The 18,427-nt window shown below is 62.2% G+C and carries 32 protein-coding genes; 3 read left to right on the forward strand and 29 right to left on the reverse strand.

All coding sequences use genetic code 11. The features are described from left to right. Positions 1 to 2: 2 nt before the first annotated feature. From C2R25_RS09685 to C2R25_RS09770, 20 genes are all read right to left on the reverse strand, one after another. Positions 3 to 986: a DUF2184 domain-containing protein gene (locus C2R25_RS09685; protein ID WP_103728987.1), complete on the reverse strand. Its 984-nt coding sequence runs from the start codon at positions 984 to 986 to the stop codon at positions 3 to 5. Positions 987 to 999: 13 nt separating this feature from the next. Continuing rightward, complete coding sequence (locus tag C2R25_RS09690; RefSeq protein WP_103728988.1) at positions 1,000 to 1,452, reverse strand: DUF2190 family protein; 453 nt, start codon at positions 1,450 to 1,452, stop codon at positions 1,000 to 1,002. Positions 1,453 to 1,466: 14 nt separating this feature from the next. Continuing rightward, complete coding sequence (locus tag C2R25_RS09695; RefSeq protein ID WP_103728989.1) at positions 1,467 to 2,630, reverse strand: DUF2213 domain-containing protein; 1,164 nt, start codon at positions 2,628 to 2,630, stop codon at positions 1,467 to 1,469. 42 nt (positions 2,631 to 2,672) lie between these two features. Beyond that, the gene (locus C2R25_RS09700; RefSeq protein ID WP_158250639.1) at positions 2,673 to 3,125 is read right to left on the reverse strand and encodes a hypothetical protein; all 453 of its coding nucleotides are present in this window, start codon (positions 3,123 to 3,125) and stop codon (positions 2,673 to 2,675) included. A gap of 47 nt (positions 3,126 to 3,172) precedes the next feature. Continuing rightward, positions 3,173 to 4,015 (reverse strand): phage minor head protein, encoded by an 843-nt coding sequence (locus C2R25_RS09705; RefSeq protein WP_103728991.1) that lies wholly within the window; start codon positions 4,013 to 4,015, stop codon positions 3,173 to 3,175. After that, complete coding sequence (locus C2R25_RS20400; protein ID WP_158250640.1) at positions 4,015 to 4,176, reverse strand: hypothetical protein; 162 nt, start codon at positions 4,174 to 4,176, stop codon at positions 4,015 to 4,017. Before C2R25_RS20400 ends, C2R25_RS09705 begins: the two co-directional genes overlap by 1 nt. Before the next feature lie 11 nt (positions 4,177 to 4,187). After that, on the reverse strand, positions 4,188 to 4,397 hold the full coding sequence (locus tag C2R25_RS09710; RefSeq protein WP_103728992.1) for a hypothetical protein: 210 nt from the start codon (positions 4,395 to 4,397) through the stop codon (positions 4,188 to 4,190). After that, on the reverse strand, positions 4,394 to 4,564 hold the full coding sequence (locus tag C2R25_RS20405) for a hypothetical protein (protein ID WP_158250641.1): 171 nt from the start codon (positions 4,562 to 4,564) through the stop codon (positions 4,394 to 4,396). The genes C2R25_RS09710 and C2R25_RS20405 overlap by 4 nt, the downstream gene beginning before the upstream one ends. Then, a complete protein-coding gene (locus C2R25_RS09715; RefSeq protein ID WP_103728993.1) occupies positions 4,561 to 6,033 on the reverse strand; it encodes a DUF1073 domain-containing protein in 1,473 nt (490 codons plus the stop codon). Before C2R25_RS09715 ends, C2R25_RS20405 begins: the two co-directional genes overlap by 4 nt. A 43-nt stretch (positions 6,034 to 6,076) precedes the next feature. Then, positions 6,077 to 6,313 (reverse strand): hypothetical protein, encoded by a 237-nt coding sequence (locus C2R25_RS09720; protein WP_146049647.1) that lies wholly within the window; start codon positions 6,311 to 6,313, stop codon positions 6,077 to 6,079. 14 nt (positions 6,314 to 6,327) lie between these two features. Further along, complete coding sequence (locus C2R25_RS09725; RefSeq protein WP_103728995.1) at positions 6,328 to 7,758, reverse strand: PBSX family phage terminase large subunit; 1,431 nt, start codon at positions 7,756 to 7,758, stop codon at positions 6,328 to 6,330. Continuing rightward, positions 7,755 to 8,144 carry a hypothetical protein gene (locus C2R25_RS09730; protein WP_103728996.1) on the reverse strand — a complete coding sequence of 130 codons (390 nt, stop codon included), beginning with the start codon at positions 8,142 to 8,144 and terminating at the stop codon, positions 7,755 to 7,757. The genes C2R25_RS09725 and C2R25_RS09730 overlap by 4 nt, the downstream gene beginning before the upstream one ends. 315 nt (positions 8,145 to 8,459) lie before the next feature. Continuing rightward, a complete protein-coding gene (locus C2R25_RS09735) occupies positions 8,460 to 9,011 on the reverse strand; it encodes a hypothetical protein (RefSeq protein WP_103728997.1) in 552 nt (183 codons plus the stop codon). Then, a complete protein-coding gene (locus C2R25_RS09740) occupies positions 9,008 to 9,298 on the reverse strand; it encodes a hypothetical protein (RefSeq protein WP_103728998.1) in 291 nt (96 codons plus the stop codon). The genes C2R25_RS09735 and C2R25_RS09740 overlap by 4 nt, the downstream gene beginning before the upstream one ends. Beyond that, the gene (locus C2R25_RS09745) at positions 9,292 to 9,501 is read right to left on the reverse strand and encodes a hypothetical protein (protein ID WP_103728999.1); all 210 of its coding nucleotides are present in this window, start codon (positions 9,499 to 9,501) and stop codon (positions 9,292 to 9,294) included. The genes C2R25_RS09740 and C2R25_RS09745 overlap by 7 nt, the downstream gene beginning before the upstream one ends. A gap of 187 nt (positions 9,502 to 9,688) precedes the next feature. After that, on the reverse strand, positions 9,689 to 11,119 hold the full coding sequence (locus C2R25_RS09750; protein WP_103729000.1) for a DnaB-like helicase C-terminal domain-containing protein: 1,431 nt from the start codon (positions 11,117 to 11,119) through the stop codon (positions 9,689 to 9,691). A 150-nt stretch (positions 11,120 to 11,269) separates the two neighbouring features. After that, the gene (locus C2R25_RS09755; RefSeq protein WP_103729001.1) at positions 11,270 to 11,881 is read right to left on the reverse strand and encodes a helix-turn-helix domain-containing protein; all 612 of its coding nucleotides are present in this window, start codon (positions 11,879 to 11,881) and stop codon (positions 11,270 to 11,272) included. Continuing rightward, a complete protein-coding gene (locus C2R25_RS09760; protein WP_103729002.1) occupies positions 11,878 to 12,057 on the reverse strand; it encodes a hypothetical protein in 180 nt (59 codons plus the stop codon). Before C2R25_RS09760 ends, C2R25_RS09755 begins: the two co-directional genes overlap by 4 nt. Next, a complete protein-coding gene (locus C2R25_RS09765) occupies positions 12,054 to 12,398 on the reverse strand; it encodes a DUF1064 domain-containing protein (protein WP_103729003.1) in 345 nt (114 codons plus the stop codon). The genes C2R25_RS09760 and C2R25_RS09765 overlap by 4 nt, the downstream gene beginning before the upstream one ends. Continuing rightward, positions 12,395 to 12,802 (reverse strand): recombination protein NinB, encoded by a 408-nt coding sequence (locus C2R25_RS09770; RefSeq protein ID WP_103729004.1) that lies wholly within the window; start codon positions 12,800 to 12,802, stop codon positions 12,395 to 12,397. The genes C2R25_RS09765 and C2R25_RS09770 overlap by 4 nt, the downstream gene beginning before the upstream one ends. Positions 12,803 to 12,926: 124 nt before the next feature. Here C2R25_RS09770 and C2R25_RS20960 point away from each other — a divergent pair, with 124 nt between their 5' ends. Further along, positions 12,927 to 13,085 carry a hypothetical protein gene (locus C2R25_RS20960; protein WP_233203890.1) on the forward strand — a complete coding sequence of 53 codons (159 nt, stop codon included), beginning with the start codon at positions 12,927 to 12,929 and terminating at the stop codon, positions 13,083 to 13,085. A 223-nt stretch (positions 13,086 to 13,308) separates the two neighbouring features. Here the strand turns inward: C2R25_RS20960 and C2R25_RS09775 are convergent, their stop codons facing one another. The 9 genes from C2R25_RS09775 to C2R25_RS20415 all read right to left on the reverse strand — a co-directional run bounded on the left by C2R25_RS09775 (position 13,309) and on the right by C2R25_RS20415 (position 17,037). Further along, positions 13,309 to 13,725: a single-stranded DNA-binding protein gene (locus C2R25_RS09775; RefSeq protein WP_103729005.1), complete on the reverse strand. Its 417-nt coding sequence runs from the start codon at positions 13,723 to 13,725 to the stop codon at positions 13,309 to 13,311. Beyond that, the gene (locus C2R25_RS09780) at positions 13,722 to 14,369 is read right to left on the reverse strand and encodes a hypothetical protein (RefSeq protein WP_103729006.1); all 648 of its coding nucleotides are present in this window, start codon (positions 14,367 to 14,369) and stop codon (positions 13,722 to 13,724) included. Before C2R25_RS09780 ends, C2R25_RS09775 begins: the two co-directional genes overlap by 4 nt. Next, positions 14,369 to 14,863 (reverse strand): siphovirus Gp157 family protein, encoded by a 495-nt coding sequence (locus C2R25_RS09785; RefSeq protein ID WP_103729007.1) that lies wholly within the window; start codon positions 14,861 to 14,863, stop codon positions 14,369 to 14,371. Before C2R25_RS09785 ends, C2R25_RS09780 begins: the two co-directional genes overlap by 1 nt. After that, positions 14,860 to 15,063, reverse strand: coding sequence for a hypothetical protein (locus C2R25_RS09790; RefSeq protein ID WP_103729008.1), 204 nt, complete (start codon positions 15,061 to 15,063; stop codon positions 14,860 to 14,862). The genes C2R25_RS09785 and C2R25_RS09790 overlap by 4 nt, the downstream gene beginning before the upstream one ends. Before the next feature lie 18 nt (positions 15,064 to 15,081). Continuing rightward, positions 15,082 to 15,234, reverse strand: coding sequence for a hypothetical protein (locus tag C2R25_RS20410; protein ID WP_158250643.1), 153 nt, complete (start codon positions 15,232 to 15,234; stop codon positions 15,082 to 15,084). Beyond that, on the reverse strand, positions 15,231 to 15,446 hold the full coding sequence (locus tag C2R25_RS09795; protein ID WP_103729009.1) for a hypothetical protein: 216 nt from the start codon (positions 15,444 to 15,446) through the stop codon (positions 15,231 to 15,233). Before C2R25_RS09795 ends, C2R25_RS20410 begins: the two co-directional genes overlap by 4 nt. Beyond that, entirely contained in the window at positions 15,443 to 15,862 is a 420-nt protein-coding gene (locus tag C2R25_RS09800) for a hypothetical protein (RefSeq protein WP_103729010.1), read from the reverse strand. Before C2R25_RS09800 ends, C2R25_RS09795 begins: the two co-directional genes overlap by 4 nt. A gap of 414 nt (positions 15,863 to 16,276) precedes the next feature. Next, positions 16,277 to 16,786, reverse strand: a complete 510-nt coding sequence (locus tag C2R25_RS09805) for a GIY-YIG nuclease family protein (protein WP_103729011.1) — start codon at positions 16,784 to 16,786, stop codon at positions 16,277 to 16,279. After that, positions 16,783 to 17,037, reverse strand: a complete 255-nt coding sequence (locus tag C2R25_RS20415; protein ID WP_158250644.1) for a helix-turn-helix transcriptional regulator — start codon at positions 17,035 to 17,037, stop codon at positions 16,783 to 16,785. Before C2R25_RS20415 ends, C2R25_RS09805 begins: the two co-directional genes overlap by 4 nt. 63 nt (positions 17,038 to 17,100) lie before the next feature. Here C2R25_RS20415 and C2R25_RS09810 point away from each other — a divergent pair, with 63 nt between their 5' ends. Next, positions 17,101 to 17,820 carry a S24 family peptidase gene (locus C2R25_RS09810; protein WP_158250645.1) on the forward strand — a complete coding sequence of 240 codons (720 nt, stop codon included), beginning with the start codon at positions 17,101 to 17,103 and terminating at the stop codon, positions 17,818 to 17,820. A gap of 216 nt (positions 17,821 to 18,036) precedes the next feature. Further along, complete coding sequence (locus C2R25_RS09815; protein ID WP_103729013.1) at positions 18,037 to 18,273, forward strand: hypothetical protein; 237 nt, start codon at positions 18,037 to 18,039, stop codon at positions 18,271 to 18,273. Positions 18,274 to 18,427: the final 154 nt, after the last annotated feature.

The raw sequence follows: 18,427 nt of genomic DNA on the forward strand, positions 1-18,427 counted from the left end.
GCTTAGATCCCATCCAGATAGCGGAAGGCGCCGGTGCGCAGGACTTCCACGCCGCCGGTGCGGAAGAGCCCCGGGATCTGGAACGACGTCGGGCCGTCCTGATAGACCGGGAGGAAGCGGTGCGGCATCGGCAGGTGCAGCTTCACCACGTCCTGGCGATTTGCATAGGCCACCATGCGCTTGGTCGAGCCCGAGCCCTGCGCATCGAGGCCCAGAACGCCGCGGATGGTAAGCTGCTGGCCGGTCATCTGCGTGTAGATGTTGTTGCGCAGGATGTACGCCATGATCGTTTCGCTGTTCGTCGAGGACATGGGGGTCGCCGAGAGATAGCTGATCGTGGAGTAGGGCAGCAGCAGCGTGTCGGCCATTTCGACCGTCAGCGAGCCCGTGAACACGCCCGTAAGGACGTTGTTGATGTCACGGATGATCTGCGCCGGGGTCTTCGTGGCCACGCCCGAGCCGTTGAACCAGGTCGTGACGTTGGTTGCGCCGCCTTCGTTACCGTCAGCGGGAGCCGTGCCAGTGGTCACGCTCGACTGGTTGCCAAGACCCAGCAATCCCTTGTCGGAGTTGCCGGTGAGGGTCAGGTTCCACATGAACTCGGTGTAGGCGCGGCGAGCGGCTTCGGCCTTGTTGGCGCCAAGGTTGATGCCGAGAAGCTGGGCCTGCCCGACCTCCTCGCTGTTGTAGCCGTACCCGATGGCGGCCATGTGTACGCCGACCTGGCTCTTGTCCATGGTCACATCGGCGCGCGGGACATCCTTGGCAGCGCCCGAGAACCAGTCGGCCTTGCCAACGGTGCTCGACATGAAGCTGACAATGCCAGGGGTCCATTCCGGGGCCGAGGTATCGACGTAGACCAGGCGGGCGAAGTCGAGATCGGGGAACCGGGTGGCGTAGACCTGCGCGTTGATCGAGTAGGCCTGATTGACGACGAAGCCGAACTGAGCCTGCTGCGCGTCAAGGAAGTTGGTGTGCATGTTCATCGTTCAGCCCCCCTTACGACGGGATACGGCGGAGCCGCACCTTGAAGAGTGCGCCAGCGCCAGAGGCCGCGTTGTCGGCTTCGGCACCAGGCACGGCATAGATCGCACCGGCAACGGCAGCGGTGGTCCAGCGACCGTTCGCGCTGTCCCAGTTCACGGCAGCACCGGCAGCAATCGCCCCACCGGCCAGACCCCAGATCACGCCGGCGTCAGCGACCGGCACGTTGTCGTACTGGCCGTAGCTGTCAGCGTTGGTGGAGGTAATGACGTGATGGGCAATCGCCACGCCGAGGTATTCGCCGGAGGTCAGAGGAGCACAGCCCTTGTCCCCGCTGCGCTGCACCGGAGCACCGAAAGCGATGGTGGCGGAGGCGGTGCGGGTATGGCCGTTCCACTCCTCCATGTTTGCCAGAAGGCCCGGGAAACCCGCGGGCTGAAACTGGTTGTATGCGGTCTGCAAAGGCATGGATCAGCCCTCCCTTATGCCTGCTTGCGCCAGGCGTTGAAGTCGTTGGCGGTATCGAAGGCCTGCTGCTCCTTGGCGGCAGCATCCCCGACGCTCTTAAGGCCGCCCCGGAACGCGCTGGCGTCAAAGGTCGACTGCTCGGCCGGCTTGGCGTCCTTGGTGAGAACCGCGAAGGAAGCGGCGATCTGGTCGGCGTTCCAGCCCTGTGCAGCGTCGCCCATCTTGGCGTCGACGACGGCCTTCATGATGGCCTCGGCATCCGCGTCCTCGGCGAAGGTCACGCCAACGGCGCGGGCCTTGTCGCAGACGACGGCATAAGCCTTGGCGGCATCGCGAAGCTTGGCCGGGGTCATGGCCGCGTCCGAGAGCTTCTGGTTGAGCTGGGCAATCTCGGTGTCCTTGGCCGCTACGGCGGTTTGCGCCGCCGCGAGGTCCGTTTCCGCCGTGGTCGCGCGCGTGGTCGCGTCTGCCAGCTTGGTGTTGAGCGCATCGACTGCGATCCGAACGGCCTCACCGTTCGTCGCATCGACTTCGGCATCGCCGATCTTGATCTTCATCGTGGGTTCGTCCTTCTGGAGGGATGCCTGAAGCGCAGCGAGCGCGTCGGCGGTGATGGCGTCGCAGAGGGCAAACCCGTCCTTGATCGCACATTCGGGACCGGCGCGACCCGCATCGACAAGCGCGACGTGGTTGCCACCGGTAATCTTCGCCTGGCGCGCAACACAGGGCGTGCCATCGGTATGTTGGAAACTGCCGTACTCAAGCTCGGCAGCGTAGCCGTTGCTCAACTGACGTTTGCCAGCATCGACCTTCGCGATCGTGGCGGCGTCGGTCAGGAGCAGGTCGAACGCGAGATATTCACCCTCACGCATAGCGCCCATGATGGTGCCGCGCGCGTGGTCCCGCCAATTGGCCGAGTTCACGCCTTCGCGGGGGTGATCGTCGGTAACGGGCTTGCCGATGAACGAGCGGACGGCGGCGGTATCAAATACCGTGTTCTCATCCCGCAGGACGTTGACGAGGCCTTTATCGCGCAGGCCGTGCTTGTTCTCGGGATCGATCTCGCTGCCGAGATACTGGTAGACGCCAGTACGGGCCGCTTTAGCGCGGACAGCCATATAGCCGTCGCTTGTGCGGCGGGGGGCGTCGAGCGTGAGATGGTCGGCAAGTAGCACCATGCCCGCGTTGTGCGGGCGATGGGCGGGGGTCTCTACGGACGGTTAGGTGCGGCGGCTCGCGAGCAAGAAGCGGCCCCACGCTTCCGCATCCGCTTGGATTTGCTCGTCAGTCAACGGCACCTCCGGGCGGAACCTTAGACGGGCCTCCGGCAGCAGTCGCTTGAGCACGCAGACAAGCTGACGGCCAAACTCCGACAGGCACTCCAAAGGTTCTCCATCCGCGTCCGCCACGTCGATCCCAAAGGCATCCCAGAACGCTGCCTCCTCATCGTACTCCCATTCGAGGAACTCAAAATGCAGCATCCATTCGTCGTAACTCTGGCCCTTCGGCGGCCAAAGCGTGTCCTGCTGGGTTATTCCAAACAATTCGATTGATGCAGCGTCAACGTCTGCCTGGAGTGCTTCAAGCTCATCGCTCATGAGCTTCTCGGCGCCCAGCAAACGCTGTTCGATGGCGGCTATGCGCGGGACTTCCCGCAACACAATCTTCTGCATATTGATAATGTAATGCCGCCCTCTACCGAAGACGAGCACTTGGGCGCTTATATCCCCAACTCCGCCATAATCGGCAAGTAAGCCTGCGCTCGACACCCGCAGTAAGGCGCCTCCCCGGGAAAGTCCCCGCGTTCGATGGTCTCGCCGGCCATCTTGGAGCCATCCGGGTTGACCTGCTTACCCGTGGCCCGCTCGTACACCTTGCCGTCTCTGGCGACATGCGGGCGGCGCGGGTGAGCTTTGCCCGAGTGGCGCCAACGGAAGAGATCAATCCCCGCCTCCGCCTGGCGTTCTCGATCGAGGGCCGCCGAGATCTTGGCGTTCTGGTCAGCGGCGATCCTGAGCGATCGATCTCGGGCTAGACCCGTCGCCTCCCTGATCTCCTTCGCCACCTCGCGAGCCGGCCGGCGCTCCTGATAGCCTCGGAACACAGCGTCTGCGATGCGCCCCCTCGCTTGGTCCGACACGTTGCGGACAAGCGCCACATTCCGCTCCAGGGCGACCTCCAGCGTCTCGCGGACGTCACTGCCGGTGAGGATGGTGGATAGGTCAAGCCCGGTCCCCGCCTTGATCGCCGCTACCCACCTGGAGCGATGGATGGTTTCCACCCGCGTCAGCCATTCCCGCAGGTCCCGCGCGAACTCGGTGATCAGCCGCGTAACCGTATTCTCTGCCTCGGCTATGGCGTCGGACTGGTCGGAGGGCGCGTCGGTCGTCAGGCCGCCCGTGTAATTGCGCAGGATGGCTTCAGGTGACCATGCCTTGAGGACGGCGAGATAGAGGCGGGCGAGGTCTTTCTCAGGGCCGATGGCGGGCTCGACGGGTCGGAGGGTCGTATCTCTCCGCGCACCAGCGCGACGGGCCATCTGGGCGAGGTTGTAGCGGGGCATCAGCCGATGATGTCGGTTCGGTCAGGCGCCCGAGGGCCGATGGATAGGTTTGGCCGCACGACGATCTCGCCAAAGCGGCAATGGCATTGCTCGCCGATGATGTAAGGCTTCCCGGGGCCGGTGTAGCCGCCTCGGTGTAGGCGCTTCTTGCGGTCAGTCACCGCCCCAGCCCTCACGCATGAGCCGCAATCAGGCGATCAAGAGCGCCGTCCGCATACGCGGCATCAATCTGATGTTCCCGTGCCTTGTAGAGGTACGGTGCATCTTCCTCGACGTCCCCGGCACGCTCTGCCGCTGCGACCATTTCAGTGAATTCGAGAAGGCGCTTGGGGGTAATTTCGGTCTGCATACGGTTCAGTTCGCTGCGCTTGTACTTCGTCATGGCTGGCTCTCCTCGGGCGCCATCAGTTCGGCGGCCAGTTGGGTGATAGGGTGCGGCACAGTGAGCAAGGCAGCGAAGCCGAGGACGAATGCGAGCAGCCCAAGAAAGGCACCCAGCTTGCTCGCAGCGCTTTCCTTCTGCCCCGGAACCTTAGGCTGGACGCTCATTCCGTCACCTCAGGCTTCCCATCATTTGCCGCACGGGCGGGCTCGGGGCTCACGCTCGGAGCCCGCGTCGTGGGAGATACCGGATCAGCCTCCTTTCCTCCTACGGGCACAATGCCCAGCTCGGATTCGTCGCCGCCTGCACCGATGCCCTCACTGTCGGCGTCGCGGGCCTCCTTGTATCCTGGCCACCTCTGGCTCTCGACCATCCGGTTAGAGAACGCCTCTTCCAGCGCCTTCTCAGAAAACAGCGCGGTATCGACCAGTGTCTTGAGCGTCGTGGCTTCCTTGCTCTCGATCTCGGCCTGTTGCGCCTCAGTCAGCACGCGTAGGGGCGAGAACTTGTACGTCAAATCCGTGGGAGCTCCGGCGCTGGGGAGCATCACGGCGTCAAGCTGGTCCAGTGCGGGTCGCAGGCTGCTCTCCTGCTGGGCCGCGACTGACTGGAAGTAGTTCGCGCTGTCGCTCTCGCCTGTAGCGTTGAGGCCATCGGGTGACTTCCCGAGGAGACGGGTAGCCGGAATGTCGGCAGCGCCGGCCACGATGCCCATCAGGGTCGTGATCATGTCCTTGGCACCAGCGAAGTTGAGGGTGCGCGTCTCCCATCCGTCCTCGGCGTCGAGGCTGACAGAGCGGTGGATGGACTTCTCGGTGGTGGCCAGGTCGATGCGCTTGCGGATCTTCTCGTCGCCGCCGGGCGCGGCAAGCGTTTCTGCGAGCTTGGCGAACTTGAAGACGTCCACCTTCGCCTCGTCGATCAGCGCAGCGAAGCCTGCTGTCGCGGTTGTGGCGTTCTGTACGGCCTCATTGACGACCTGCACAACGCTGTCGCCCCAGAACCGATCCTCCCAGTTGACGGACGAGAACCCGGGCACCGGTTGGCCCTTGAAGAACACCAAGCGTGTGCGGTGAATCTTGGGCCGCGCCGCCGTGTTGAGGGCGAAGTCCACCGGCTCATCGAAGTATGGGCTGAGCACGTCATCGTCGGGCAATCCGAGCGTGATTTGTGTCCGGTAGAGGGGCACGAGGCTGACGATCTGCTCGGGCTGTACCGATCGGGGTAGGGGGGCGGAGGGATCTTCGCCCAGGTTGATGAACAGTGCGCCGCCGCCCAAGCGACCGTAGATCAGCGCCTTGCGCACCTTGGTCCAGTATCCGAGACGCTTTTCCTCTGCCTCGATCTTGGCAATCTGCTCCTCGTCTGCGTCCCAGTCTCGGCCGGCGCGGGTCTGATCATAGGCGGGAATTTCGACGATCTGCCGGATGAGCCACGAAGTGCGGTAGGCCGCCTCGATCTGCTGCGACGGCATCGACATGCCCATCCAGAAGTTGTGCGTGGAGCGATCGACGGAGGTTCCGCGACCTGTGACCACGTTTGCCAGGCCGTCGTACATGGGGATCGGCGTGACTGCCTTGCCGTCGAAGACATAGCCCGGCTTGGGGCGCACGTTGCGGATGCGGACGTCGGACATGGTGTTGGCATGCCGACGTCTGCGGTGGCGTTGCTACGGACGGCTACCCGCCGGCCTTGATCATATCGATCACAGGGCAATCGCCGGTGCGCTCGGCTAATATCTCCGCCGCATCGAACGCCGCCTCAGCCGTACCATGCTCAACCCCATCCCAAACAGGGTCGGAGTGTCGATCTGCGATCAAGAGAGCTTTGAAGCAAGGCCAGCCATCTGCGCCCGTCCACTGCTCGACCACAACAGCCGGGTACACGCCAGCCAACAGGCCCTCGATCTTATCCATCGGCATATCGCTCCTCACAGCACATCAAACGCCGAGAACGCCCGGTCAATCGGAGCGTAAGCCATGACCACGGCATCTGCCAAGTTGTGAGACGGCACGCCACGCTTCTTCAGCGAACGCTTGCTCTCGACCTTCATCCGCCCGTTGATGCTCTCGCGCCGGGGCTGCGATAGCTCGGCCTGCAGCTTGTCCCGCAACGGCAAGCCAGATGGGATGGAGATCAACTGCTCGGCATCGTAGGGCAAGCCATTGCGGGCCTGCCACGTGTTGCGGAAGCGATCCCCCAGCAGCCCCCAGCCCTGCGCCTTGAGGTTCGAGAACATGTCTCCGTGCGTCTTGCCGGGCTGATACTCGCGGTCGGCCATGGCGGGGCTCTCCGAAGCAGTCCACCCAAGGAATGATGCCACCGGCGCGTTCGGGACCAGACCGTGGAGCCGCCGCAGTTCACCGGGGACGGAGGCACCAACGCCTATGTCGTCGATGTGCAGCGTGTCCACGCCCTCCCGCAGCAGGATCGGGTGAGCATAAGCGGCGGCCTTGTTAGGGTTCTCGTCCTGCCACTCCTCCAGGCCGGACAGCACGCATCCGTAGCGCCATGCCAGCGCGTTGGGGTCGTTCGACTTGGGCGCCGCCACATCGCCCTCGATGCCGCCCGATATGTCCATGCCGCCGATCTTGCCGCCACCAATGGGGAAGCCAGGTATCTTCAGGTGGGCATCCACTGCGGCCTCGACCCAAGCCGGCTTGATGATCGACAGGGCATTATCGGCCACCGGCTCGCCGAGATAGACATGCCGATACAGCTCCGGGTCCGACAAGCGCATCAGTTCCGCGTCGTCCTTGAGCTCTTGCGGAAAGCGCGGGTTGTCGGTGAAGTTGATCTTCTTCGCGATGCAGTAGGGGCGCCCATCCCGCTCGGCCGGGTACATGGGTTCGGCAACGAACCGGCGGAACGTCTCCTCAAGCGGGTTCTCGGGATTGAACGAAACCCAGATCTCCGAACCGCTCTTGCGCATCGTTGGGATCAGCGCGTTCCAGCTTTCCGCCGTGACGGGGTTCGCTTCCTCAAGCCAGGCCGCGTCGAAATCAGAGAAGCCCTTGAGCTTCTGCGTGTTCAGCCGAGAAGCACTGGCCTTGATGCCGGAAAAGCGGACGCAGCCGCCGGATGACGGGCACTTGATCTCGGTCTTCAGGATCTCGAAGTGATCCTCAAGCCCTCGCCGCTCGATCTCCGCAACGAACTCCTGATAGACGCTATCCTGGATGCTCTCCATGATCTCGCGAAAGCATACCACGCGCCATCCGAAGTAAAGCACGTTGCTCGTCAAGACGGTGCAAAATGTACGTGTCTTTGCGCTGCCACGACCGCCATACGCAACCTTGAAACGCGCTGGCTGCAGGTAATCCCGGTAGACCGGGAATATGTCTAGGACTTCCTGCTTCACTTGTCGGTGATGTTGTAGATTGGAGCTTTAGGGGTCATGCTGCCGTCGCTGCTTCTATGGTCGACTTGCGATGCATCAGCCCAGTCGTCTGCGCCCATGTTCTTAAGTCCGAAGACCACCAGCGTTGACGCTCCCGGACCGCCACCACCCATGGCAATCGTGCGCCCCGCCTTCTCCCACCAGGACGCGCATTTTGCCTTGGCCACGCGTACGGCTTCCGAAAACTCCGGGTGATCCTCCATCCACTGGTTGATCGTGGAACGCGCAACTCCGATCTCGCCGGCAAACGAAGTCAGGCTTGCGCCCTGAGCCATGTGCTCAACAACCTCGTTGCAGTAGGTTTGCCGATACTTGCTCGGTCGGCCTTCCGGTCTTTTCTCGCTCATGCCTCTATTTTCCATTTTCCGGCCCGTAGAGCGCGAAAGCCGCTCCGGGGTATACGGATGCTGTCAGGGATACTCATCGCGGCCTGAAGCGACTCCCTGGGCGAATTTTTGCCAGTTCATCCTTCATGGCCTTGATCGCTGCCTTGCGAGCCGCGGCTAACTGCTTGGGTCCACCGCACTCGGCAATCCACCGCTGGATGACTTCGCGGCGGGCTCCGTATGCGCGTTCGACCCCTCTCCATCCTCCTCGGGTGGTGGGGTCGATGAACCGGGCGCGGAAGCCCTCGGGGATGGGAGGGTAGCGGTCGGTTGGGATCAAGGCTCAATCTCCTGTCCGTCAGCTTCGCCTACCATCTCGGCGAATTCCTCCCGGACGCTACGGGGGGTGCGGTTCCAAAGGTGGATCAGGCTGAGAAGCTGGCTGTCGCTGTCAGGCTCGGCGCGCGGGAGGATCGCCATCTGCATCTGCATGGCCTGGTAGCCGATCTCGCGGGGCGGGGTCTTCTCCTTGGCCGCCTGATCCAGGATCTTGCGGGCCTCCCCATGGGGAAGACGCGAGAGCTTGGCATAGGCGTCGAAGGACAGATCCAGGCTGCGCTCTTCGGGCGGGAAGAGTTCGGCCACCCGGGCAATGGCGTCGAGGTGCCGGCGGTCCTCTGCCATCTCGGGGAGATGCATCTCCATCTGGGAGGCAAAGGTGCTGTCAGTGCGGGCCCGGGCACGACCATATGCCATCCAGTCCGACGTCTGCCACTTCGTCTCACGGTCCTTGCGCATGAGATCGCGACCAATGGCAAGCCAGTCGTCGCACGAGAGGCCCGGGGGCAGCGGGAGGCTGGGGGCCTCGATTGTCACGATGGCGTTCATGCGTCACCCTCTCGATAGAACCTTGCCCATCCTCGGGCGCGCTGGCGGATGCGGTCCCAATGCGAACTCATCTTCCAGGTGTGAGCGCCGCGAGGGAGCACAGTGGTGATGGTGCCGCCTTCCAGCACGACACGTTGCCCGGTGGGGAGGCGAACGTACCTTGCGCCGAACTCGGCAGCGCGGCGGACGGCGATGGTATCGAGGGCGGCAATAGCCTCTCCCTCGCTCCGGACGTTTGGTAGGCGCTCCATTGCGCGGTTGATGGCGTGGGAAGTGATGGTCAGCATGCTTCCTCTCCCGGATGCCGAATAGCGAAGATGATTTCGTGCGGTGATGGTGGTGCGTGGGGGTGAGAGTTTAGGATCTGGGTGGCGCGCCCCACACACCGCTCTCGTTCATCCGCCCTCACCTTCTCGATGATCTTGATGAGGGGCGCGCAGTCGCCATGGCCGATAGGGGCGAGGTAGTCGCGGGCGGGGGTCGCCATCATCGTGTCTCCGTATTGGTGGGGGTGAGGCCAGCCTCAGTGAGGTAGGCAGGGTGGGCGCCCTCGTATTCGCCAGCACGAAAGCGATTGAGCATCTCCCTACGAGGCGTACCGAGCATGTCGGCTATTATCCGGATGTTTGGGTGCGCTGTTGGGGGATAGGCACGGGGAGAGGTGGTGACGAGGTCGGTCATGCCGGGCTCCGGTAGATCTCGACGCCGTATTCAACGATCCGGCTCGTCTGCTCATCCCGCATGACTTCGACGACGCCGCACTGACCGGGGAAGCCCATCCGGACCTTCACCACGGCAAGGGTGCCCTCGTTCTTCGTCTTGTCTGCGCGGTGGTAGATCAGCCCGTAGTCGGCCTTGTTCGACCAGTTCGCAGAGCCGCTGATGTCGTAGAGGCTGGGGACAGGGATCGTCCCGTCCTTCAGCTTCATCGGCTTGGTTGGGTGCGCCACGACCCACAGCGCTACGTTGTACCGCTTGGCAAAGCGCTTGAGGGTGCGGATGGCCCGCCCGATGTAATCGGTTTCCGTTTCGTCCCTGCCCCGCTTGTGCTCAAGCTCATTCCAGGGATCGAGAACCACGATCTTTGCGCCGTCGCGGATCACGGCAATGCGGATCAGCTCAAGGTACTGCTCAAGGTCGATCTCCGCGTCATCATCCATCGAGTTGCTGATGATGGTCACTTGGCGCTCAAGCGTCTCGTAGGCATCCTTGCGCAGCTTGTGGGTCGGGAATTCCTCGAAGCTGCACCCAATGAGGGCGCGGGCGAGCTCGTTGCGCAGGATCGGCTTCGGCGCCGTCTCGAACGACGCGATGCAGACGTTCACGCCACGGGCGATGGCACTTGCCAGGATCGTGTTGAGGACCGTGGACTTGCCCATGTTCGAGTAGCCCGAGAACACGGTGAAGCTGCCAAGGACGATCCGCATGTTCTCGTCGAGGCAATCAATGCCCGTGGTCATGCTCGGCAGTTCGGCCTGGTCCGTGAAGTCGCTCATCCGGTAGAGGCCGACGACCGGGACCGGCTGCGCTTCCTCGATGCAGCGGACGACAGCCGAGGCCCCGAGCTTCACCAGCACATCGTTCAGGTCCTTGCACCCTTCCGGATACCGGACGAAGCAGCAGCGCTCAGGGCCAAGGATCGCCGCGAGGTCATGGGCAAGCGCCTGACCCGGGGCATCGGCATCCGTTGCCAGCACGAAGCGATCGATCTTCTTGAGGGCTTCCTCGCTCTCCCACATGAATTCGTAGCGGGTGGCGGTGAATGGATCCTCTACCCTCTTGGCTGGCGCTCCGCAGGGGACCGATACTACCCGCGAGTAACCGGCGGTCATCGCGGCGAGAGCGTCAAACTCGCCCTCGGTGATTACGAACTCACCCCCAAGCGAGAGAGCGTCGGCGTTCCACAGGCACGCCTTTCCGTTCTTGTCCTGCGAGTGCTCTTTGCGGGTCGCGTGCCGGTACTTCCGGTTCACCAGCTTTCCGTCGAGATAGTAGGGGATCGAGAGCCACAATTCCCCGTCCCGCATCTCGCTGTTGATGCCCATCTGTTCGGCAATGTCGGATGGGATTGCGCGCTGCTCGAACCATTCCATGTGCTTGCGGTGCATTGCCGGTTCCTCCGGTGAAATTGCAGTGGTGGCAGAACCAGACGAAGCCCTCGTCGGTCTGGGAGACGGAGAGGCAGCGATCTTTCTTGTGCTGCCGTTGGTGCGAGCATTCGGGGCAGATCTGCTTCCCGGCTCGTGTTGGACGCCAGGTCATATCGGGACCCTCAGAGCGGCTTGCTTCGCCTGTGCCGAATTGCGCAGTGCCCGTTCGATGTAGGGGACCGGATCAACCGCCCGTTCGATCTGCGCGCTGGTGATGGCGCTGGCTGTCCGTTCCTTGCCGTAGTCGCGGACCCACTTGCCGATCATCCCGGCCTTGGACTTGCCGAGGTATGACTTCGAAGCGGCCCAGAATTCCTTGTCGGACGAAGGCGCAGCCTCGGTAGATTTATCTACCGTATTCTGTTCTGTATCTGCTTCTGTATCTGGGGGCGTTTCAGAAACGTTTCGTTTTCCGCGAAACTTCTTGACGCGGCCCGTCGAAGTGTCTGATTTGTATTGAAACTTCGACCAATTGTGCGGCTCGTAACCATCAGCTAAGGCATCGATAAGACCGCTGCTTATCAGTCGATCAACGCCCGTTGATAGGTGGTCTAAGCGCCTCTTAAGAAGGTGCTTAAGGTCGCTGAGGCATGGGATCGAACCGCCGTTTTCGGATGCCACGCTGAGCAGTTCCACCCACAGCCGGAAGTCCTTATCGGACAGCCGAGCAACCTTGGGATTGCGGATGGCGTCAGTGTAGAAGCGAAACCAGCGGTTCATCCGTGGATGCTCCCGAAGGCTTCGCACAGGTGCTCGTAGGCATCCTGACGCAGCATCGACCACACGGGATTATCCCGCAGGTTCGGGTTGCGGATCATCGCCCGCATGAGCTCGCTATGGGCATCCCATGCGGCTCGAGCCTTGCGTTCGTCGAAGGAGTAAACGGGGATCTTCATGAGAAGCACTCCTCAGAGAAGCCGCCGCCGTCTCTCTGCGCGCGCTTACGGAAGGCGCGGAAGCAGAAGGGGTAGAGATCGGCGGCAACCTTGATTTTCACCCGCGCGTCATCGGTCCAGAAGCCTTTGACTTCGTGGCATTCGATCTCGCCGCTGCTGAGCATGACGGCGAAGTCGGGCGTGTAGAACGTGTTGTCCGCGAGGCGCAGCTTGAGCCCCTCGAACTTGAACCAGGCAATCTCTCCGGCCATCTGCCGACGGACGAGAAAGTTCTCGTATTCCTGCTCAGTCTTGTTGCGCTGGCCCACCTTGAGGCGGCCAAGAGCCTGCATACGTTTCATGCGGCCTCCCTCACGTTGAGAGAGCGGTGCGACCACGAGACGCCGTGGCGCTCACCATAGGCAAACAGGAGATCGATAAGCCCGGTGAACTGGCTTTTGGTGAGGGTGGAGGACCGCTGGCCCACGGGGAACATGCCAGCGCCCTCAAGCTCAGCGAGGAACCGGAGTTCAGCGCCCAAGGCGTGCAGAAAGCGAAGCTTGATATCGTCTGCGCTGAAGGATCGCATCTCAGGAACCTGAGCCTGAATGTCAGCAATCAAGGGCCACATGAGCCGGTTCTGCTCCTGCGAACGGCTCTCCTCGGCGATGGTGACGACATATCCGGCAGGTGCAGCGCGAACCAGACCGATAGCCCGCATCCGCGCTGCGTCCGTGCTGAGTTTGACAGAGCGCTTCTCAGCCATTCTCTCTCTCCCAAGCGACACGGCCCGGCCAAGCGGACCAGTAGGCGGCAGCAATCGCGACAGCGGACTTGCCGCCCAGGCACTCGGCCTCGAACGTCTTCCACCCTCGGGAATGCTGCCGCTGATGATGGCCAGAGCACAGGGGCAGGCAGTGGCGATCCGCCACCTTCGTACCTATGCCCTTGTCACCAGCATGATCGACGTGCGCGGCTTCCATCCGGCCCGTGCAGAGACCGTAGCCATCGGCGGCGCAGGGGCGCCCACGGAGCCATTGCTTGTATGACTCCGCGACCTTCCATGCTGGGCGCGGCGAGTTCTTGCGGCGAGGCGAAACGTTCACCCTCACAGCGCTGGCCACTCCGCTTTCGGCAGGCCCATAGATGCGCGCATTTCATCGGCCTTTGCGCGGATGCGAGCACGATCGTTCTTGGCCTTGATCTGTGCCAGAGCGCGCCCGGGGTTTTCCTCCCGGCGCGGGCTCAGGAGCCGTAGGACGCGGCCCAGCATCACCAGATGCTCCGATCAGTAGCGAACGGGATATCGTCGTCGAGGTCTTCCCCGAAGCCGCCGTTGCTGCCGACCGGCTCAGGGGCGCCGCGAGAGCCATCCGGATCACGGCGTTGGCCGGTGTTCGGCGTGGACATGATCGACACCTTGTCGGCGCGGATCTGAAGGTACGTCTTGCCGTTGTGCTCGCGGGTGGTGAGATCCCCCGTGACAGCGACCTTCGAGCCCTTGCCCAGCGCTTTTGCGAGGCCCTGAGCGCCCTTCCCCCAGCGGGTCACGTCGAACCAGAGGGTGCCCTTGTCCTGCCCCCAGCCATCCTCGACAGCGACGGTGAAGGAGCACATCTCGCTCCCGTCGCGAGCCTGCTTGTACTCGGCGTCCCTGCCGGTGTTTCCGGCGATGGTGATCTGTTTCATGCTGCTGCTTTCGGCTGTTCGCGCATTTCGAGCGCGCGATTGTTGATCCAGGTTTTCACGCCCTCGAACCGGGCTGCGGCGAGCTCGCGCAGATCCTTGATCCGGCCCACGGCGAGCACTTCGGCCACCGGTACGTTCAGGTGATCGAGAAGCTGCATGAGCTCAGTGCGCTGCTCATCGGAGATCACTGAGGGAGCGTTGAACTCGCGCTCGACAGCGGCGACGTACTTGTCGTCATCGAACAAGCCCATGTGAACGTCAGCCGCAACGCCGAGGCTCTTGAAGGCGTTCATCACAGCGTCGGTGAAAGCTTTCTTGAACGCCTCGTCATCGCTGAACAGGCCGTTCTTGTTCTTCGCCACAACCTTATCGCCGCCGACACCGAAGAAGCTGTTGGCGCGGTCGCCGTGCCAGCATTCGACGGTGCAGTAGACAAGCACCTCGCCGTCTGCTCCGGGGACGACCTGGTAATCTGGCTTCTGATGCCCCCAACCCGTACCAACCGGGCCGAACTCTTCGGTCAGGCGGCGATAAACCCAGATTGGCTTGGTGGCGGTGCCCTTGAAGCCGCCAGATCGTGAGAACTTTTTGGTATGGGCGGGATCCGTTTTGCCGAGAGCGTCCCACAGTTCGGTTTTGCTCATCACTTTGTCCTCGCTGAAACGACGGGCTTGGCCGGTTCGCGGGTCAGCCAGTTCGGGAGGGTCTCAGCGCCCTCGAAAACCTCATTGATTGCTGTCTTGTCGGGCGCGTACGTCGCGCGCTGGTACTCAGTGGGCACCGCGTCCTTGTCGGCAATGACCAGCTTCGCTTTGCCGGGGCGAACCGACAGAGTGACTTCCGGAAGCTCGAACTTCTTCACGCCGCCAGCGGCCAGCACATCGCCGATAGCGCGCTTGAAGTTCTCGACGCGGCGTTCGATGCGACCCTGACGCTCTGCCAATGCAGCCTTACGTTGCTGGATGCCGGTCAGCGTCTCGGTATCGCGAGCGATCTGCTCCCAGAGGCGAGCCAGCATACGATCGATGTTGGTTTCGCCCTCAAGCATGTCAGCGAGCAACTGCTCGTCACCGTCGCAAAGGGGTGCAAGGGTTTCGGATATACGGCGAAGCTCCGCGAGCTGGACCTGCGCGTTCACGACAACGCTTCCTTGCGGGCGTTCGCGACAAAGGCGCGCACATGGGCGACATCTTCACCGCGCAGTTCACGGCGGCTGCACTCGACTTCAAGCAGGGTAAGGCTGCGGTCGAGCCAGCTATAGAGCTTGCGGTTTGCTTCGCGTTCGGCCTCGTACTGGCGATACCAGTTGGCCGGGACGATTGCGGAAACTGCGTTCATGTCTCGTCTCCTTGGAAATCAGTTCAATTCGTTCGGCAGCAGATCAAAGCGGCCATGGCGCCGTGCTTCGTTTTCGAGAGCGGCGACCTTGCGGCGGGCGAGATCCAGCATTTTGGGCAGGCGATAGAGGCGGTTTTCCTCGGCCCTGGTCATGGGACGGGCGGCGCTCACGCTGCGGCCCTCCGGTGCTTGCAGCCGATATCGCCGCGCGTGCCGCAATAGGTGCATGGGTCGCGAGAGACCCGACGCGTGGCAATATCGTCTAGCGACAGAGAAGCGAGGCTCTTGCCAATGCGAGCCTCGCTGGCGTGCTTGCGGCAGAGCCCGGTGACGTTGTCGTTGCGCACATCTACGCCGCAGACTGAGCAGGTGCGCTTCTTCATGCCGCCACCGCCACAAGGCGCACGGCCTTTTTCGTGAGTTCATGGTTTTCGCAGTCCGCGATTTCGCGTTTGCCAGGACTCTCGGGATGGTGAGCCCGGCCCTTTGCGGCGAGGTATTCCCGACAAGCTGCTTCCAGCTCGTCATGATCCAGTTCTTCCGGAACACGGACGATCATCCGGCCCGAGGGCAGGAGTATCGAGAGCAGGTCGTCAGGGATGGCGTCGAACAGGCAGAACAACGCGCTCGCCGGGATGATTGCGGGTTCACGGCTGCCAGCGGACGGGAAATACGACTGCACCGTGGACAGGGACATGCCCGCGTCCATGGCAACGGTCTTCAGGAGGATGCCGCGACGGTCCAATTCTCGGCGGATTGCCGACTGTCGTTCGCGTACGATCGTGGTGCTGTCACGCATGATCTTGTTGCCTCGGTTAGCTACAAAGCCCGTCATGGAAGACGGGGGAAATACGAAAGCCGGAGCCGCTGATGCGGGGGGTGCGATGCGGCTCCGGCACCACGCAGGGGGTTGCGTGGTCGTTGCGGGGGTGGCCGGTGTTGACGGTGGGGCAGTCACCGGCCGGTGCGACCAGCGAAGGGCTGGTGGGGAAAGGGATCAGCCCAGCGAACTCCAAATCGGAGTGCTGGCAGGTAGCCTTGCGACAAACCGCGCAGAGAGCAGTCGCTACCTGATAAGGCAGGGGCGGGATCATCCCTCACCCCTCCCCGTGCGAGCGACCGGCAGCGATGCCTTTGCCAAGGATGATGCCGAAGGTGACAGCGACAGCGAACCACACGAGGAAGCCAGCGAAGGCCCAGAGGATGGTGGCGGTCATGCTGCTGCTGCTCCCGTGCGGGGGCTGCGGATATGATCCCAAGCCTTCTGAAGGAGTGGTTCAGGTATCGCGGCGCCCTTGGGGACCGCCCTAAGTTCAGCCTGGATTTCCTCGGGGAGATCATGCCGAAAACGGGCGAGGCGTTTCTTCTCAGCGATTGCCTTGCGTCGGGCGTTCTGATCGGCGGAAAGCTCGCGATGGATGATTTCGACTGGACGTCCGGCTTTTACATCTTCCACAAAAGACAGGAGACGTGCGGAGGCATGAAACCACTCACCGTGCGACCATTCCTCAGCGAACATACGGTGGAGTGCCGCTTCAAGAGCGAACGTCCCCGGCATCGTTGCGAGAATGGTTACCGGGTAAGGTATCCACTCTCCAACCGCAGCGATCCGCGCCACCGGGCGAACCGAGCAGCCTATTTTGATCTTGTCGAGCGCACCTGCGAAGTAGACCCGATAGGACTTCTCGTTGTCAGAGGTGACGCGATGCTTGGCGCTAGTCATGCTGCACGCTCCCGGCGCGCCTTCGGAGCTTCAGCAGCCTTGAGGACGTTTTCCAAAGCAGAGAGGGTCTTGATCGACGCTCCGATTGGTTCCGGGTTCTTCTTTGTGAGCTTCCACCGCGAGAATGTCGTCGGATGAACATTGGCTCGACGGCAGAGTTCGGACATGGACAAGCCGAGTTTACGGGCCCGGGCTTCCATGGCGGCGATGATTGTCTGCTGGTCCATATGCCGCACCATATTAGCAATCATGCTACATGTAAACAGCATTCTTGCAAATACGATGCTATTAGCGATGATGCTAAAAGCGGCCGCATGGATGGACTAGAAGCCGATACGAAGCTGCTGCACGATCTGGCGGATTATGCTCAGTTGAAGCCCAGCGCGCTTGCCCGGGAGATTGGAGCGGCCGTCACTACGATCACGCGGCCGTTCAATGGGAAGGCGGCCACGCGCCTCAGCCAGCCCACGCTTGAAAAGCTGCGGGAGCGCTGGCCCGAGTTCCCCGGGTGGCTGCAGCCCGTCGAAGTCGTGCCGCCCAGCAATGGCATTGTTAAGGCTCTCGAAGGAGCGCCGGACATCCAGCTTCCGCGCGATCTACCCGTGTTCGGAACTTCGCTAGGTGCGCCCCGGGATTTCGACGGCCATGCTATAGAGCAGATAATGCTCAATACCGGCAACGTGATCGACCATATCCAGCGGCCCGCAATCCTCCATGGCAAGGACTACGCCTACGCGCTTTATGTGCAGGGGTCGTCCATGGATCCGAGGTTCGAGGACGGCGACACCATTTATGTGACGGACAGCCGCCGCGCCAAGCCGCCGCGCATTGGCGATGATGTGGTGGTCTACATCCGCGATATGAATGAGGACGACGGGCACTCGGCAACTGGCGTGCTTGTGAAGCGCCTGGTCCGTCGAACGGCTCAGTATATCGAGTTGCAGCAGTTCAACCCGGCGGAAATATTCCGCATCCCAGCTGACATAGTGCTGCGGACGGATCGCGTCATTCCGTGGCGGGAGATCGTGGCATGATCGTGATCCGCAACTAAGACCCTTCCAAGGGCAGAATGAGCCTCGCTTCGGCGGGGCTTTTTCGTGCGCGCGATCCCTGCGGTCTCACGCATTTGCCGCTTGAAAGCCTTCGGCCTCGAAGAAATTTTGCATCATTGCTAATTTTAGCATTTGCACGATGTAGCAATCATGCTAATGATCTCCTCACACCGGTTAACCGGAACGAGGAGAACGTCAGTGCTTCAGAACAGTATTCAGCCCCGCTTTGCAGCCTTCATGGCTTCTCACGGGCGCACCGACTTTGAGAACTTCAACACCACCGTGAACCGCGCCGACTTCATGGCGTGGATCGGCCGTTGCAAGCGCACCGCGCCGGTTGCTGCTGTGGCGAATGATCGAGTGGTAAGTCAGGACGCTTTCACCGCCCACTGCTGGCAGGTGGCTCGCGACGAAATCATGGCGCGGGAGGCCTGAGCCATGTCCACCACCACGAAATTTACTCCGGGGCCTTGGTTCGCTGGCCAGACGCCGTATCAGCGGGACAGTCATCCGGGGCAGCGCTGCATCGGTCTAGCCCTTGAGGAAGACGGTAGCGTTTTTGGGTACCGACTGCATCCGAACGATGACG

Origin of the sequence: Novosphingobium sp. HII-3, assembly GCF_002916655.1 — a bacterium.
Classification (GTDB): domain Bacteria; phylum Pseudomonadota; class Alphaproteobacteria; order Sphingomonadales; family Sphingomonadaceae; genus Novosphingobium; species Novosphingobium panipatense.

What these genes read in the sequence shown, in the direction of transcription:
- C2R25_RS09685 (WP_103728987.1), bottom strand. Translation starts at nt 986, where the DNA reads ATGAACATGCACACCAACTTCCTTGACGCGCAGCAGGCTCAGTTCGGC.
- C2R25_RS09690 (WP_103728988.1), bottom strand. Translation starts at nt 1,452, where the DNA reads ATGCCTTTGCAGACCGCATACAACCAGTTTCAGCCCGCGGGTTTCCCG.
- C2R25_RS09695 (WP_103728989.1), bottom strand. Translation starts at nt 2,630, where the DNA reads ATGGTGCTACTTGCCGACCATCTCACGCTCGACGCCCCCCGCCGCACA.
- C2R25_RS09700 (WP_158250639.1), bottom strand. Translation starts at nt 3,125, where the DNA reads ATGCAGAAGATTGTGTTGCGGGAAGTCCCGCGCATAGCCGCCATCGAA.
- C2R25_RS09705 (WP_103728991.1), bottom strand. Translation starts at nt 4,015, where the DNA reads ATGCCCCGCTACAACCTCGCCCAGATGGCCCGTCGCGCTGGTGCGCGG.
- C2R25_RS09710 (WP_103728992.1), bottom strand. Translation starts at nt 4,397, where the DNA reads ATGACGAAGTACAAGCGCAGCGAACTGAACCGTATGCAGACCGAAATT.
- C2R25_RS20405 (WP_158250641.1), bottom strand. Translation starts at nt 4,564, where the DNA reads ATGAGCGTCCAGCCTAAGGTTCCGGGGCAGAAGGAAAGCGCTGCGAGC.
- C2R25_RS09715 (WP_103728993.1), bottom strand. Translation starts at nt 6,033, where the DNA reads ATGTCCGACGTCCGCATCCGCAACGTGCGCCCCAAGCCGGGCTATGTC.
- C2R25_RS09720 (WP_146049647.1), bottom strand. Translation starts at nt 6,313, where the DNA reads ATGGATAAGATCGAGGGCCTGTTGGCTGGCGTGTACCCGGCTGTTGTG.
- C2R25_RS09730 (WP_103728996.1), bottom strand. Translation starts at nt 8,144, where the DNA reads ATGAGCGAGAAAAGACCGGAAGGCCGACCGAGCAAGTATCGGCAAACC.
- C2R25_RS09735 (WP_103728997.1), bottom strand. Translation starts at nt 9,011, where the DNA reads ATGAACGCCATCGTGACAATCGAGGCCCCCAGCCTCCCGCTGCCCCCG.
- C2R25_RS09740 (WP_103728998.1), bottom strand. Translation starts at nt 9,298, where the DNA reads ATGCTGACCATCACTTCCCACGCCATCAACCGCGCAATGGAGCGCCTA.
- C2R25_RS09745 (WP_103728999.1), bottom strand. Translation starts at nt 9,501, where the DNA reads ATGATGGCGACCCCCGCCCGCGACTACCTCGCCCCTATCGGCCATGGC.
- C2R25_RS09750 (WP_103729000.1), bottom strand. Translation starts at nt 11,119, where the DNA reads ATGCACCGCAAGCACATGGAATGGTTCGAGCAGCGCGCAATCCCATCC.
- C2R25_RS09755 (WP_103729001.1), bottom strand. Translation starts at nt 11,881, where the DNA reads ATGAACCGCTGGTTTCGCTTCTACACTGACGCCATCCGCAATCCCAAG.
- C2R25_RS09760 (WP_103729002.1), bottom strand. Translation starts at nt 12,057, where the DNA reads ATGAAGATCCCCGTTTACTCCTTCGACGAACGCAAGGCTCGAGCCGCA.
- C2R25_RS09765 (WP_103729003.1), bottom strand. Translation starts at nt 12,398, where the DNA reads ATGAAACGTATGCAGGCTCTTGGCCGCCTCAAGGTGGGCCAGCGCAAC.
- C2R25_RS09770 (WP_103729004.1), bottom strand. Translation starts at nt 12,802, where the DNA reads ATGGCTGAGAAGCGCTCTGTCAAACTCAGCACGGACGCAGCGCGGATG.
- C2R25_RS20960 (WP_233203890.1), top strand. Translation starts at nt 12,927, where the DNA reads ATGATGGCCAGAGCACAGGGGCAGGCAGTGGCGATCCGCCACCTTCGT.
- C2R25_RS09775 (WP_103729005.1), bottom strand. Translation starts at nt 13,725, where the DNA reads ATGAAACAGATCACCATCGCCGGAAACACCGGCAGGGACGCCGAGTAC.
- C2R25_RS09780 (WP_103729006.1), bottom strand. Translation starts at nt 14,369, where the DNA reads ATGAGCAAAACCGAACTGTGGGACGCTCTCGGCAAAACGGATCCCGCC.
- C2R25_RS09790 (WP_103729008.1), bottom strand. Translation starts at nt 15,063, where the DNA reads ATGAACGCAGTTTCCGCAATCGTCCCGGCCAACTGGTATCGCCAGTAC.
- C2R25_RS09795 (WP_103729009.1), bottom strand. Translation starts at nt 15,446, where the DNA reads ATGAAGAAGCGCACCTGCTCAGTCTGCGGCGTAGATGTGCGCAACGAC.
- C2R25_RS09800 (WP_103729010.1), bottom strand. Translation starts at nt 15,862, where the DNA reads ATGCGTGACAGCACCACGATCGTACGCGAACGACAGTCGGCAATCCGC.
- C2R25_RS09805 (WP_103729011.1), bottom strand. Translation starts at nt 16,786, where the DNA reads ATGACTAGCGCCAAGCATCGCGTCACCTCTGACAACGAGAAGTCCTAT.
- C2R25_RS20415 (WP_158250644.1), bottom strand. Translation starts at nt 17,037, where the DNA reads ATGATTGCTAATATGGTGCGGCATATGGACCAGCAGACAATCATCGCC.
- C2R25_RS09810 (WP_158250645.1), top strand. Translation starts at nt 17,101, where the DNA reads ATGGATGGACTAGAAGCCGATACGAAGCTGCTGCACGATCTGGCGGAT.